This window comes from Brevundimonas sp. SPF441 (genome assembly GCF_009661015.1).
Lineage (GTDB): Bacteria > Pseudomonadota > Alphaproteobacteria > Caulobacterales > Caulobacteraceae > Brevundimonas > Brevundimonas vesicularis.
The window spans coordinates 74,549-88,516 of record NZ_WJWX01000009.1; the positions used below are offsets into that span (position 1 = coordinate 74,549).

11 protein-coding genes are annotated in these 13,968 nt (G+C 66.7%); 1 reads left to right on the plus strand and 10 read right to left on the minus strand.

Features of this window, described 5'->3' with window-relative positions; translation table 11 throughout:
* Nucleotides 1-2: 2 nt before the first annotated feature.
* Entirely contained in the window at nucleotides 3-1,154 is a 1,152-nt protein-coding gene (locus GGC30_RS07435) for an efflux RND transporter periplasmic adaptor subunit (RefSeq protein WP_153923301.1), read from the minus strand.
* A 105-nt stretch (nucleotides 1,155-1,259) separates the two neighbouring features.
* Complete coding sequence (locus GGC30_RS07440) at nucleotides 1,260-1,601, minus strand: hypothetical protein (RefSeq protein ID WP_153923302.1); 342 nt, start codon at nucleotides 1,599-1,601, stop codon at nucleotides 1,260-1,262.
* 199 nt (nucleotides 1,602-1,800) lie between these two features.
* On the opposite strand from GGC30_RS07440, the gene GGC30_RS07445 reads away from it, so the two are divergent.
* On the plus strand, nucleotides 1,801-2,727 hold the full coding sequence (locus GGC30_RS07445; RefSeq protein ID WP_153923303.1) for a hypothetical protein: 927 nt from the start codon (nucleotides 1,801-1,803) through the stop codon (nucleotides 2,725-2,727).
* A 12-nt stretch (nucleotides 2,728-2,739) separates the two neighbouring features.
* Here the strand turns inward: GGC30_RS07445 and GGC30_RS07450 are convergent, their stop codons facing one another.
* The 8 genes from GGC30_RS07450 to GGC30_RS07485 form a co-directional block, all read right to left on the minus strand.
* Nucleotides 2,740-3,618 carry an RDD family protein gene (locus GGC30_RS07450; protein ID WP_055752866.1) on the minus strand — a complete coding sequence of 293 codons (879 nt, stop codon included), beginning with the start codon at nucleotides 3,616-3,618 and terminating at the stop codon, nucleotides 2,740-2,742.
* The gene (locus GGC30_RS07455) at nucleotides 3,608-4,630 is read right to left on the minus strand and encodes a stage II sporulation protein M (protein ID WP_370451919.1); all 1,023 of its coding nucleotides are present in this window, start codon (nucleotides 4,628-4,630) and stop codon (nucleotides 3,608-3,610) included. The genes GGC30_RS07450 and GGC30_RS07455 overlap by 11 nt, the downstream gene beginning before the upstream one ends.
* Nucleotides 4,627-5,943, minus strand: a complete 1,317-nt coding sequence (locus tag GGC30_RS07460; RefSeq protein WP_370451920.1) for a DUF58 domain-containing protein — start codon at nucleotides 5,941-5,943, stop codon at nucleotides 4,627-4,629. The genes GGC30_RS07455 and GGC30_RS07460 overlap by 4 nt, the downstream gene beginning before the upstream one ends.
* Nucleotides 5,940-6,896, minus strand: coding sequence for an AAA family ATPase (locus GGC30_RS07465; RefSeq protein WP_370451921.1), 957 nt, complete (start codon nucleotides 6,894-6,896; stop codon nucleotides 5,940-5,942). Before GGC30_RS07465 ends, GGC30_RS07460 begins: the two co-directional genes overlap by 4 nt.
* On the minus strand, nucleotides 6,883-8,109 hold the full coding sequence (locus tag GGC30_RS07470) for a DUF4350 domain-containing protein (RefSeq protein ID WP_153923304.1): 1,227 nt from the start codon (nucleotides 8,107-8,109) through the stop codon (nucleotides 6,883-6,885). The genes GGC30_RS07465 and GGC30_RS07470 overlap by 14 nt, the downstream gene beginning before the upstream one ends.
* Entirely contained in the window at nucleotides 8,106-8,738 is a 633-nt protein-coding gene (locus GGC30_RS07475; protein ID WP_153923305.1) for a DUF4129 domain-containing protein, read from the minus strand. Before GGC30_RS07475 ends, GGC30_RS07470 begins: the two co-directional genes overlap by 4 nt.
* A gap of 582 nt (nucleotides 8,739-9,320) precedes the next feature.
* Nucleotides 9,321-11,810, minus strand: a complete 2,490-nt coding sequence (locus GGC30_RS07480) for a TonB-dependent receptor domain-containing protein (protein ID WP_153923306.1) — start codon at nucleotides 11,808-11,810, stop codon at nucleotides 9,321-9,323.
* A gap of 216 nt (nucleotides 11,811-12,026) precedes the next feature.
* Nucleotides 12,027-13,907 carry a methyl-accepting chemotaxis protein gene (locus GGC30_RS07485; protein WP_228763658.1) on the minus strand — a complete coding sequence of 627 codons (1,881 nt, stop codon included), beginning with the start codon at nucleotides 13,905-13,907 and terminating at the stop codon, nucleotides 12,027-12,029.
* Nucleotides 13,908-13,968 lie beyond the last annotated feature (61 nt).

Below are 13,968 nucleotides of genomic sequence, written 5' to 3' on the forward strand. Positions count from 1 at the left end.
GATCAATGTCCGTGCTCGGCTTCGCCCTTGGCCAGTTCAGCCTTGAGCAGGAAGGCGCCGACGCCCGCGATACGCTCGGTCCCGGTCAGGCCGGACACGATCTCGATCCGGCCGTCCGAGGTTCGTCCGGTCACCACCGGGCGCGCACGGAACCCGCCGTCCTCCTGAACGAAGACGGACGGCGCGCCCTCTATGGTCTGGACCGCGTCGATCGGCACGACAGGCGTTCCTGAGCCCGCGCCGGCCGAAACGCGGGCGGAGACGACCGACCCCGCCGGGGGTGTTTCGCCAGCAGGACGGGCGCGAACCACGACGACCCCGTTGGCATTGGCCGGGGCGATGGCGACGACGACGCCGGACATGACGCGCGATCCGGCGACCGTGCTTTCCAGCCGGTTGCCGACCTTCAGAATCGCAGCGGCGGCGGGCGGCGCCTCGAACACCAGTTCGACACGGCCGGGATCGGCGACGGCGGCGACCTGCAAGGCTTCCTCGTGCAGCACCTGACCGGGCGACGCGCTCAGACGGGTGACGACGCCCGCGATGGGGCTGCGCACCACCGTCAGACCGTCCGCTCCGGGCGCGCCGAATGCGCCGACACGAGCGCGGGCGGCGCGGTGTTGCGCCTCCGCACGACGGGTCTCGGCGGCGGTGACGTCCAGACGCGCCTGTGACACCCAACCCTGTTCGAACAGGGTGCGATCGCGCCGTTCGGCGGCGCGCGCGGCCTGGACCGTCGCGCCCGCCGCGTCGGCGTCCGCCCTTGAGGCGGCGCCGTCCGGACTGCGCACGGTGATTAGCGGCGAACCGGCCGCCACGCGATCGCCCAGGCCGACGTGGACGCGCACCACGGCGCCGCCCAACGGCGCATCGACCGCAGCCTCGGCGCCGGGCGCAAAGGCGACGCGGCCCGGCAGCTTCAGTTCGGCGCCGCCGCCGCGCTGCACGGCGACGATCGACACCCCGGCTCGCGCGGCCTCCTGCGGCGTCAGAGCGACGAAGGCCGCTTCGCCGGGTTCGTCTTCGGCGTGGCCCGCCTCGGCGTGTTCGGCCCCGGCCGGCGGGCGGTCCAGAATGCGCGCGGCGCCGAAGCCCGCGCCTAATGCGATGACCACGGCGGCGCCGGTCATCAGCCAGTATGACTTCGAAATCATGATCGATCCTCGCCCGGCGCGCGGCCGGGCCCAGAGTTCAGGATGCGCGGCGTCTTCGCCACGCGCAGGGCTCAGGAAGGGCCGGACGCGAGGTCCGGCCGAGGATCAGGCTCTCGGTGGGCGCTCGGGACCGTCAGGCCGCCCGAGCGGGCAAGCCACGCTGTCGCTCCACGCCTGAGGCTGGCCGAACACCGCGATGAACCGCGGCGTCGCCAGGTCGCTGGACATGGCGGAATGCGGCGCATGACAGCAGCCGTTGGCGCACGCCGGGCCGCAGTCAGGACATTGACCATCAGCGCCGCCGACCGTCTCGACCACCTGGACGCCGCCTGAGCCTTCTGCCGCGCAGGCATGGCTTTCAAACGCAGGCATGGCGAAGGCGACCGTCAGCAACAGGGTGCAAACGAAGGCAAATCGACGGACCAATTCCCGCAGCGCTTTGAACATCTGAAGCGCTCTTAACACCCTCGTCCGGAAAAGTCCTCGCCACTGACGGCCCGGCTTTCAAGGACAAGTGATGGCTGGCTGACCTCAGGAATGCGCTGGCGAGGCTGCGGTGCAGCTTCTACAACCGTGCGACGCATCGGCAAGGGAGGCAGGTTTGCGGGGTGAGGTTCAAACGTTCGACGAGGCGACCGGATTCGGTTTGATCCTCGGCGACGACGGCGAGCGCTATTCGTTCGCGAAGGAGGACGTCCAGCCGCCCTCGGTTCTGGAGCGCAGCCAGCGGGTCGATTTCATCGCCGAGACCGACGGACGCGCACAGCAGATCATCGCCATGCGACCGCCGAGGGTAACCGTCTCGGCGACAGGCGGCGGAGGAGGCAGCGGGGTGTTCGACCTTGGCCGTGTGGTTCAGCGGACCTTCGGCGCAATCAAGCAGAACGCCGCCGTTCTCTTCGGCTCAGCGGCGCTTCTGGTCGGCGCGCCCAGCATTCTGTCGGCCTATGGCCAAAGCGCGATGTTGACCGAAGAGTTCGGACCGGGCGTCTTGATGATGATGGCTGGCGCAGTGCTGAATTTCATCGGACTTTATCTTTTGCAGGGCATGGTGGTGAAGGCGGCCGTGAACGGCTTCAACGGCAAGACGACCGCTTTCGGCGACGCCTTCAGTGTCGGGGTTCAAAACTTCCTGCCGCTGCTGGGTCTGGCGATCGTCGCCTCCATCGGGATGATGCTGGGCATTCTGTTGTTGATCGTGCCGGGCATTATCCTGGCGGTCATGTGGTCGGTCGGCGCTCCGTCCGTGGTGGTTGAGAAGCGCGGCGTCTTCGCCAGCCTGCAGCGCAGCCGAGAGCTGACGAAGGGTTATCGCTGGCAAGTGTTCGGCCTGCTGGTGATCTATGTGATCCTGTCTTGGATCATCGGCGCGGCCATCGGCGGTCTCAGTCTGGCGACCGGGGGGACTCTGACCGGCGGCACGCCCAACCTGGCCGTCAATCTGATCACCGAGCCCATCGTCAACATCCTGTCCGGGGTCGTGGCATCGGCAGGTGTGGCGGCGCTGTATTACGAGCTGCGCTCGGCCAAGGAAGGCGTCGGGTCCGAGGAACTGGCCTCGATCTTCGACTGATCGCGCGGGCCGTCAGACGTCGTGCTTGTCGCGGCGTCTGACACCCATCAGCAGCTTCTGCTCCAGACGACCGCGCAGGGCGGCATAATAGGCGCTGAGGAAGTCCCGATCCGTATCGTACGGGCCACGCGTCCAGCCGATCTTTTTGGCGATGCGGTCGGCGACGTCTCGAAAGGTCTTGCGGTCGCCCTGTCGAAGCAGGGTTTCCAGAACATGCAGTTCCTTGGCTCCATAGGCGTCGAGCTGCGCCGGGGTGAAGGCGTAGGCGGCCATCCGCGTCGCCCCGTCTTCGGCCATGTCGCGGATCAGCTTGCGACGCGGCGCCCGCACGACCCAGGTGCCCCCGATCAGGTCGCCGATGCGCAGCCGATCCTTGTTGAACAGGGGGAAGAAGACGAAGATCGCCGCCCAGACGAAGGCCAGCAGATACATCCAGCCGTCGACGCCGCCCTCCTGGCTGCGGGCGACCAGGATGGACAGGGGCAGGAAAACCTCCAGTTCGCGCATGGCGTTGCGGGCGAAGACGGCCTCGGCCTTCAGCCGTCCGCCGTCGCGCGAGGCGACGCGCAGTCCCATGATCCGCTTGCCCGGCGTGGCGGCCGCCGCCGACAGCTCGAAGGCCGTGAAATAGAAGTTCCGCAGCAGGAAGAAGACGATCAGCCAGATGACAGCGACCATTTCGGCCCCCGTCACGCCGGCGACGCTCGCGCTGGCGCCGAAGGCGAAGGCCGAGGCGATGGTGAAGACGATCAGCACGCCGATGATGACGGCCGCGTCCAATAGAAACGCCCCGGCCCTCTGACCCGCATCGCCGATGTTCAACCGCAGGTCCACGCCCTCGGGCGTGACGAAGGCGCGCTCGGTGCGGGGCGCGATGTGATTAGCGGACATGAATGGACTCCGCGACGGCGGGGCGGGGCGCATAGAAATACAGACCCCAGATCAGGGCGGTCGCCGCCGCGACCGCGTAACGCAAGCCGGTGTCGACGATCAGCTGGCGGCCGAACCCTTCCAGCAGCCCCGCGAACATCAGCATCACCACCACGCCGCCCATGGCGATGCCCGCAGTGCGCCCGGCCTCCACGGCCGCGTCCAGCCGTCGTCTTTGACCGGGGAAGGCGACGGCCCAGCCGATCCGCAGGCCTGCCGCACCCGCCAGGATGACGGCGAACAGTTCGGTCACGCCGTGGATCAGCAGCCAGCCGCCCAGCTCGAACCCCAGCCCCCGACTGGCGAACAGGGCGAAAAAGGCGCCCAGGGTCGCGCCATTGTAGAGGATCAGCAGGCCCGTCGGCAGGCACAGGGCGAACCCGAGCGCAAAGGCCAGCAGGGCGACCTGGGCGTTGTGGGTGAACAGATAGGCGGCGAAGGCCGACAGGCCTTGCGCCCCGTCCGCGCCGTCCAGGGTGGCGCGCAGGGTCTCGGTCGAGGCGGCGGGATCGCGCCCGCCGCTCAGGTCGGCGGGCACGAAGGCGTAGAACCATTCCGGCTCATGCATCACCAGCCAGGCGCCGACCAGGGCGCCCAGCAGCATCAGGGCCGCCGCCACAAGGGTCTCGCGCCACAGTCCGCGCACGGCGGCGGGCCAGTCGGTGCGGAAGAAGGCGACCAGCCGATCCTGAATCGTCGCCCGCGAGCCATAGACGAAGAAATAGGCCCGCGCCGACAGGGTCTCCAGATACTCGATCAGCCCCTGATCCAGCGAGGTCTCGCGCGCCACCGACAGGGCCGACAGGGTCGAACGATATAGTACCGGAACCGCCAGGATGTCCTCGTCGGTCAGCTTGGACGCGGACCCCTTTTCGGCCTTGTCCATCAGCCGCTCCAGGCGGCGCCAGTCGTCCTCGCGCGCCTGGCGAAAACGCTGGCTCTTCAGCAGGCCTGAGGGGTGCACGTCGGTCACAGCAGATCCCTCCGCTTCAGGTCCAGATAGGCGTTGACGACCTCGGTCCCGACGCGCTCGGCGGGCGCGTCGACGATGTGCGCCCCCATGCGCCGCAACCGTCCGATCACCGTCTCGCGTTCACGCAGCAGGGTTCCGGCGACGACGGCGCGAGAGACATCCTCGGGGGCCTGGGGTTCGACGGCGGTCAGGCCTTCCAGCTCATCGTCGCGCAGGACGACGAACAGGACCAGATGACGGCGCAGCAGCCGCCCCAGCGACTCGATCATAAGCTCGGCGGCCGTGGTGTCGGTGAAGTCGGTGAAGACGACGATCAGCGAGCGGCGCTGGAGCCGGCCCGACAGGGTCGCCAGGGCCAAGGTATAGTTGGTCTCGTGCGTCGAATAGTCGATGCGGCCGACGACGGCCTGAAGGGTGCGAAACGCGTCCAGACCACCCACGGCGCCGGTGGCCACGCGCGGCTGGGAATCGAAGGCGAAGACGCCCGTCCGGTCGCCCGATCTCAGGCAGGCGTAGGACAGCAGCAGCGCCGCATGAATAAAGCGGTCGATGCGCGGCATTCCGCCGACCGGTTCGCTGGCCGCCCGCCCGCAGTCCAGCGCCATGATGACATTGTGGTTTCGCTCGGTGCGAAACTCCTTGGCCAGCAGGGCCGCGTGGCGGGCCGACTGTTTCCAGTCGATGGACCGGCGATCCATCCCGGCCTGAAAGTCGCGCAGGGCCTGAAACTCCGAGCCCTCGCCGATCTCCAGCTGGGTCTTGGCGCCGAACAGGGCGTCGCGGGCGAACAGGCGAACGGCCTGATCGCGGACCCATTGCAGGTCGGTCAGGACCGGCGCCGCCAGGTCCAGGGTGAAGGTTTTCTGCTTCCAGGCCAGGCCCATCGGTCCATGCCAGCGGACCCACAAGGCCTTCAGGTCGGCTGCGCCCCGCCGGTTGGGCGTGAAGGGAAAGGCCAGGACAGCGGCGCGATCCGACACCGTCGCACGGCGCGACGCCTCGTCCAGCCCCAGCCGGGCGTCGCCGGACAGGGCGGCCTCGACGGTCGTGGGGACTGGGCCGCCTGCGCTGAAACGCACGGTCAGACCGGCCCGGTCGGACCGGCCCACGGCCGCGCGTACCGGACGGGGCTGGCCCAGTTCCAGCCGGGATCGCGAGCCGCCGCGCAAGGCGTCCACGGCGACGAGCAGCAGGACGCCCGCGATCCAGACCGGCCCGGCGAGCCAGCCTGCAGGCGTCAGGACGCCGGCCAGCAGGGCGACGGGAACGCCCGCCGCCATCGCCGTCACCGCACGTCGGGTGGGATAGATCACCGGGGCGCCGCCACCTGATCTACCAGACCGGCCAGCACCTGTTCGACGCGCCGGCCCTCGATCTCGGCCGCAGGCGACAGGACCAGACGGTGACGCAGGGCCGGGATGGCGAGGGCCTTCACGTCGTCGGGAATGACATAGTCGCGGCCGTCCAGCGCCGCCCGCGCCCGCGCCGCGACCGCCAGCATGGCCCCCGCACGCGGGGACGCGCCGGTCTCCACATCGGCGGATGTCCGTGTCGCCCGCACCAGGCCGGTGATGTAGCCGATCACCTCGTCCGTCAGGCGCACGTCCGCGACCGTGTTCACCGCCGCACCGATGACGGCGGCGTCGGCGACGACCTCGACCCCCAGCGCGACCGGGTCCATCAGGCCGGTGCGCGAACCGTGGGCGGCGACGATGGCGCGCTCCTGCTCCAGGCTGGGATAGTCCAGCACCTGTTTGAACAGGAAGCGATCCAGCTGGGCCTCGGGGAGCGGATAGGTGCCCTGCTGCTCTATGGGGTTCTGGGTGGCGACGACGGTGAAGCGCGGGCTGAGGCCGTGGGCTTCGCCGTCGATGGTGATCCGGCGCTCCTGCATGGCTTCCAGCAAGGCGGCCTGGGTCTTGGGCGGGGTGCGGTTGATCTCGTCCGCCAGCAGCAGTTCGCAGAAGATCGGCCCGCGCGTCAGGGTGAAGCTGGACGTCTGGAAGTTGAACAGGTTCGATCCGATGATGTCGCCGGGCATCAGGTCGGGCGTGAACTGGATGCGGCCGTAGTCGAGGCCCAGGGTGCGCGCGAACGTCTGGGCCAGCAGGGTCTTGGCCGTGCCTGGCGGACCCTCCAGCAGGACGTGGCCGCCGGCGAACAGGGCCGTCAGCAGCATGTCGACGGCGTCTTCCTGGCCGACCACGGCCTTGGCGATCTCGGCGCGGATGCGCTCGGCGATCGTCTTCACCTCATTGACGTGCACGGGTCAGCTCCTGGTTCCAGCGATGTAGGGCGCCGGCGACCCGCATCAGGTCGGCCGGCGACTTGGCGGCCCGGGCCTGTTCAGCCAGGGCGGTGTAGGTTTCGGTCGCGCCGGTGGTTCGGCCGACACGGTCGAGGAAGGCGTCCAGCGCCCCCTCGTCCAGATTGCGCGGTGCCCCGATGGCGCGGGCGACTGTGGCGCGCACCAGAAGGGCGTAGGGCGCGGCCATCCGGTGTTCGCGCCGCGCCAGGCGAACGAGACCGGCGGTGTTGTCCGCCAGGCCCCGCTTGCCAAGCGCGATGACACGGCTCCTCTCGCGCGCCGGGCCGAAGCGAACGGCGGCCTGGAAACCGGCGAAGACGGCGAGCGCGACCAGCACCAGGGTCATGCCCAACAGCGGCGGTTCCAGCATCAGCCGCAACATGTTGCGGGTGCGCTGGAAGCCGTGGAGCGTCAGGTCGAACATCACAGGCGCCTCATCGGCGCGCACGATGTCGATCAGGGCGACGGCGGTCTTCGCGCCATCAAGGGTCTTCAGCCCAGCCGTGTCGATCAGGTCGGGATCGGCCAGGACATAGGTGCGCAGTTCTCGATGCATCGCCAGGACGGCGCGGCCCTGATCGTCGACGACGACCGGGATCCAGTCGGGGCCCTCCAGGGTGCGCAGCGCCTCGATCCGGACCGGCCGTCCGAACGACGCGCCATCGGGACGGCGCAAGGCGACGGTCGCGCCGCCTTTGCGCTCGGTCAGTTTCAGGCCGCTGCGCAAATCCTTCGGCAGAGACGCCACAATGCTCTGGGCCGGTTGCACGCCCACAGTCTTCACCCAGCCGGCATGGTCCGCATCCGGGATGGATGTCCATTTGGGCAGCACGATCAACGTCGCGCCGTAATGCTCGATGTCGTCGATCTGTTCGGGTTTGGTCTGGATCGACGGCGTCAGGATCAGCAGGCTTTCGTCCGACGTTTCCGAAAGCGTGCCCCGGTTCATCACCACCGGCACGCCCGCGCCGCGCAAAAGGGCGGCCAGACCGCCGAAACCGGTGGACGACCGCGACAGGGCATGGCCGCCGCCGTCGTTGCCGGATTTGAGTTCCGGCGCATAGGCCGAAAGGACGCCTAGCCCCGCCAGGGCCACCACGCCCACCAGCAGCACGACGATCATGGTGACCGGCGAGAAACCGCCGCTTGCCGCGCCTTCGGACCGGCTCATACGCGCCAGCCCTCGGGCAGGGCGAAGGCCTCATAGGCTTTGCGGCAGTCGGAGAAATCCTGGGCGCCGACGGGTGCTCCGCCGAACAGGCTGCGCTCCACCATTCGGCCGATCAGGTCGAAGGCGGGTCGCGCGGCGTCCGGCAGGGCCCTCAATCGGGCGATCTCGCGGGTGGTCAGGGATATCCGAACGGCGCGCGGCTGGCGCTGTTCTATGTCCTGAACGCTGCGCAGAAGAAGCAGATGAGCGGCGTCGGCATACAGGCCGCGTTCCGCCAGCGCGTCGGCGTCGGCGAGCAGATCGCGCGCGGCCTGCGCCTCCGGACGCCACTGCGCCTCCGCTACGATCCTGGGTTTCTTCGGTTTCGCCGGCGGGGCGCGCATCCGAAGGACTTCCCTCACGATGGCGTACAGGATCAAGCCGGCGACTATCAGCAAACCGATCCAGAAGACCCATTTCAAAACAGGCGCGATGAAATGAAGCGCGTCGCCGATCCAGTGCAACCAGCCGGGCGGCTTGATGTCGGGGCGCTCGAAACCGACCCGATCGAACTGGAGCGAACCATCCTTCAGCAGGCGAGCATGCGCCGTGGCCAGGGCTTCATCTGTGGGCGAAGCCCGATCCTGCATTTCGAAAACGCACCCCTACCCGACGGCCAAGCCATACCGCCCCGTCAGATCGAGTCAACCACAGGCGCCTGTCTGATACGCCCTGTGCTATCGTCGACGGCGGTAAGACTTCGTGATTAGGCACATACATTGGATGGCTGCGAGGCAAGGGCGGCCTCTGTGCGATGTCTAAATCAGAAGTAACGCCAGTTGAGTGGAAGTCACTTCTTCGGCTGAAGGGCGATGACCGCTCCTGGCGCTCCTGCGACCTCCGCAGGCGATTCCTTTAATGGCGAGTAAGCTCCAGCCAGCTAGCTATCGCGTTCCATCCGGCATGCAGCATTCGAACAAGTTGAAACGTAATGAGCAGCCTTAGTGATCCGAACCCAAGCGCAAAACCGTTGATAGTTAGTGAGAGAGCACCCAAGAAACTTCAAAACGCTGTTTCAGAATAGCGCGCATGGCGGCGCTGTCAGTCTACCGTAAACCGGTCTTCACATCAGAAAGATGGGTGCGCACTGGAATGAAGCGCAGTCGTTTAAACATCAGCGCCAACGCACAAATTCAGGCCTCCGGGCGACGCGCCCGGAGGCCTGGTCTCGATCAGAAGTAGAAGCGCACGGCAGCCGTGACCGTACGGCCAGGCAGGGCCTGGGCCAGCACAACGCCGCTTGCGGGCAGCGTGTCGGCCGACACTTCCGTCAGGGCGGTTTCGTCGAACAGGTTGTTGGCGGTCAGCGACAGCACGACGCGGTCGATGGGGCGCACCTGGACGAAGGCGTTGACGGTTGCGTAGCCCGGCATCTTCAGTTGGTTGACGTCCTGCGTATAGCTCTCGGTCGTGCCGACGACGCTGGCGCCCACCGTGAACAGGTCCGTCTCGTACTGCGGCATGACCTGGAAGATCAGGTCGGCCTGACGGCGCGGCGAGTTGCCGACCAGGGCCGCGTCCTCGGCCTTGGTGATCTCGGCGCTGGTGACGGTGGCGCTGCCGGTCAGGCTGAACGGACCGTGACGCACGCCGGCCTCGAATTCGGCGCCCTTGGCCTCGTAGCTGCGCTGGACCAGCACCAGACGCGTGACGCCGCCGGCATCCGCGCGGATCTGCTGGTTGGTCTCGCTGACCTCGGCCCAGAAGCCCGTGACGTTGGCGAACAGGCCGTTGGCGCGATACTTCATGCCGATCTCGGCCTGGTTCACCGGATCATAGGCCGCGTCAGCCTGCAGCAGGTCGCCATCGACATTGCTGATGGCCGGCGAACGCAGGATCTTGTCCGCTGCGGCGCGCGCGCCCTCGCTGTAACGAGCGAAGGTCGAGAAGCTGTCCGAGACGCGGTAGTTGGCGCTGAGCGAATACGAGACATAGTCGTAGTCGTAGTCGACCGGCGTCGCGCTGGCGGCAGGCGCGAAGGCGAAGGTGCGCTCGGCTTCCGAGATGACGCCATCGTTGTCCACGTCGATGGTGCGGACGTCGGTCAGACCGTTAGCCACCGTGCGGCCGCTGACGTCGCCGCTGTCGAAACGGATCGATCCGCCCAGCGCCAGCTTGCCCAGCCGGTAGTTCAGCGATGCATAGGGCGCCAGCACCTTGTAGGTCACATCGGTGCGCGAGTTGGACCCGGCGCCCGAGGGTCCGAAGAAGTTGACGACGCCGTCCTGCGTGCGGGGCGTGCCGTTCGTATTGAAGATATCGACCAGGGCCGAGTTTCCGCCGCCCACGACATCCTGAAGGAACGGGATGTACTGGCGATCGAACTTCAGATCCTGCTGGGCCGAATAGACGCCAACGGTGGTCGTCAGGTCGCCGCCGCCGATCTTCCAGACGCGGTTGGCGCGCAGATCGTTGGTGAAGTTGTCCAGGCTGTCGATGTCGGTGTGGACCAGGGTCGAATAGGCCAGCAGGCCGTTGCCGTTCAGGGTCGTCGGGCTGGTGATCGCCTGACCGGCGCGCGGACCTGTGGCGTAGGCCAGGGTTCCGGGACGACGGCCGAACGCCAGCGGCGCCTGGGCCGCCGGCACCACGGCCAGCGGGTAGTTGAACGACTGATCGCCCGATTGCTGCGCGTAGCGCATGTGCTCGGAAATCGTCCAGCCGTGCAGGTTGAAGCGGGTCTGGAAGCCCAGCGCGCGCACCTGAACCTGATTGCCGTCCTGCAGATTGACGCGCGCCAGGTCATTGTCACCGTTAAGGAACGGGAAGACGGTGGTGTTGCGCGACGTCAGGGTGTCGCGCGTCATCGAGAAGTTCGGAACGTCGCTGTAGTTGGGATCGTCGTTCGTACCGGACACCAGCAGAGGCGTCGGACCATAGGCGACGACGGTGTCGTCCAGGATCTTGCCATACAGACGTACGAAGCCGCCGTCGAACGTCTTGGTGACGTTGGCCTTGATCTGGCCGCCCTTGTTGCCCGTGAAGCCGGCGTCGCGCGGCCCTTCGCCCTCGCGATAGAATCCGCCGACGTGGAAGCGCACGGTGTCGCTCAGGTGACCGCCATAGCTGAAGTCGCCGCGATAGGTGTCGTAATCCAGGCCCGAAGACACCTGGACCGAGCCGCCTTCGATCTCACCCGTCTGCGAGATCAAGTTGATCACGCCGCCCGGCGCGTTCGATGCGAAGGTCGAGGACGACCCGCCGCGGATGGACTCGATCTGGCCGACGTTGAAGTCGTAGCGCATGAAATAGTCGGACGTCAGCGCCAGGATGTCGCCGAACTCCAGCACCGGCAGGCCGTCTTCCTGGAACTGCAGATACTTTGCGCCGGTGCTGACCATTGGCAGGCCGCGGATCGTATAGTTGCCGTTGGTCTCGCCCGTGCTGGCCTCGGCGCGAATGCCGGGGATGGTGCGGAACAGGTCGTTGACCGAATAGGCGCCGATCTTGGCGATCTCGACATCGTTGATCGAGCTGGTGGAGGTCGCGCTGTCCAGCCTGTCGCGCGCCTTGGCCACGCCCGTCACGATCACGTCGTCATTGGCCCGCGTCCGGCTGGCCTCCCAGGCCGTCTGGCGCTGCGGCGCAGGCTGCGTCTGCGCATGAGCAGGCATGGCGAGGATAAGCGGCGCAAACGCGGCCGTGAGGTACAGGGATTTCAAGGAAGCCTCCAAGGCGTTGTCTTGCAGTACAGAGACTAGACAACTAATTTTCGTTCGGAAATTCTTCCATGCAGTTTCTTGCATGGCTGTTATCAATAAAACACGGATGTGTTTGATGATTTATAATGCCTGACTACGGATTAATACTGACATAACGGCGCTTACGAAGTTCGGATTGTTGCGCCGGCTTCTTCACCACTCAACTAGATCGATATCTTAGAACTCGCTCCAGTCGTCATCGGCTGCTTCGCTGGACAGCGCGAGCGCACCAACCGTGCGGACGCTCTTTGGTGCCGGTCGCGGCACGGACGCGGTGTCTCGGCGAGGCGCCGGCGCGGCCGAGGTCGTCGTATTCAGACGGAATCTGGAAACCAGGGTCGCCAGCTCATCGGCTTCGGTCGCCAGGATGCGCGCGGCCGCCGTCGCCTCTTCCGCCATGGCGGCGTTCTGCTGGGTCATACGGTCCATGCTGCCGACAGCGCTGTTGACCTGCTTCAGGTTCTCGGACTGGACCTGCGCCCCTTGCGCGATGTCCACGATCAGGGTGTTGGCGTCGCCAATCTTGGACACGACCCGCGCCAGCATCTCGCTCGTTTCGCCGACCCGATCGACGCCCAGCCGCACCTCGTCCGACGACTTGCTGATCAGTTGCTTGATGTCCTTGGCGGCGTCGACGGTGCGCTTGGCCAGTTCGCGCACCTCGCCGGCGACAACGGCGAACCCACGTCCGGCATCGCCCGCTCTCGCGGCCTCGACGCCGGCGTTCAAGGCCAGAAGATTGGTCTGCAAGGCGATGGCATCGATCATGTTGATGATCTCGCCGATCTCCTGCGATCCGGCCTTGATGGCGTCCATGGCGACGATCGCTTCTTCAACGATCACGCGACCGTCCGCTGCGTCGCCATTGGCCAGGGTGATGGCGTTGCGGGCGTTGGCCGCGCTGCGCGCCGTGTCGCCGACCATGTCGGTGACGTGGTTGGTCGCGGTAGTGGTTTGCTGCAGGCTGGACGCCTGCTGTTCTGTTCGCAACGACAGGGTTTCGGACGCCGAGCAGATTTGGGTGGCGCCCAGGCGAACGCTTTGGGCCGAACCGGCGACGCTGGCCAGGCTTGCTTCCAGGCCCTGCACCGCCACGTTGAAGGCCGTGCGCAGGCGCTCATACTCCGGAGCGAACGGCGTGCGAATGGTGTGGGTCAAATCACCGGCGGCCAAGGCCTCCAGAGCTGTGTCGAGTTCCTCGACGACGTGACGTTGCGCGGCGTCGGCGACGATCTTCTCGCGCTCGGCCGCGTCCTTGGCCAGATCGGCGGCCGCCTTGGCCCGTTCCGCCTCGGCCTTGGCCAGAGCCGTGTCGCGGAACACCAGGACCGCGCGCGCCATATCGCCCAGTTCGTCGGCATGGCTGGCGTCCACGACGATGTCGTTGTCGCCCTTTGCCAGTTGGCCCATGGCCTCGGTCAGGACCGTGATCGGGCGCGCGATCATGCGGCTGAGCATGGCCGACAGGACCATGGCGATCGTGATCAGGGCGATGCCGCCGACGATCAGGGCGATGATCGCGGTGACGATCGCAGCCTGCTGACGTTCCAGATTTTTCTCGGTGACCGCGGCTTCGGCCTCGCGCAGATCGCGCAGAGGCAGGACGGCGTCGCTGACCAGCACCTTCTTGCCCGCGTCTCGCACGTCTTGCTGGGCCTGCTCGCGCTTGCCGGCGCGAACCTCGGCGATCATGCGATCGCCCCAATCGGCCCTCCAGGCAAGGGTGGCCAGGCGCGATTTTTCGAGCAGGGCCTGCTTTTCGGCGTCGCCCAGCTGTCCCTTCAGCTCGACGACGACCTTGTCGAACTCGTCGCGCCCTTCGTAGTAGGATTTCAGATAGGTCTCGTCGCCGGTGACCAGAAAGCCTCGAAACTGGCTGTTCTGACGCAGGATCGCGGTTTCCAGCGACATCGCCTGCGCCTCGATCGTGCGGCTGAGATTGTTGCTCTCGATGGACGCGCGGATCATCATGATCGTGGCGAAAAAGACCGCCATCATGATCGCCGCCGAGACGCAGATCAGGATGAAGGAAAGCCGCAGCTTTCTCGGAATTCGCATCTTCGACATCATGAACTCGCCCCCGTTACGCACTTATACTTACCTAGGGGCAACCGATTAC

What these genes read in the sequence shown, in the direction of transcription:
- GGC30_RS07450 (WP_055752866.1), bottom strand. Translation starts at nt 3,618, where the DNA reads ATGTCCGCTAATCACATCGCGCCCCGCACCGAGCGCGCCTTCGTCACG.
- GGC30_RS07435 (WP_153923301.1), bottom strand. Translation starts at nt 1,154, where the DNA reads ATGATTTCGAAGTCATACTGGCTGATGACCGGCGCCGCCGTGGTCATC.
- GGC30_RS07440 (WP_153923302.1), bottom strand. Translation starts at nt 1,601, where the DNA reads ATGTTCAAAGCGCTGCGGGAATTGGTCCGTCGATTTGCCTTCGTTTGC.
- GGC30_RS07470 (WP_153923304.1), bottom strand. Translation starts at nt 8,109, where the DNA reads ATGAGCCGGTCCGAAGGCGCGGCAAGCGGCGGTTTCTCGCCGGTCACC.
- GGC30_RS07485 (WP_228763658.1), bottom strand. Translation starts at nt 13,907, where the DNA reads ATGCGAATTCCGAGAAAGCTGCGGCTTTCCTTCATCCTGATCTGCGTC.
- GGC30_RS07475 (WP_153923305.1), bottom strand. Translation starts at nt 8,738, where the DNA reads ATGCAGGATCGGGCTTCGCCCACAGATGAAGCCCTGGCCACGGCGCAT.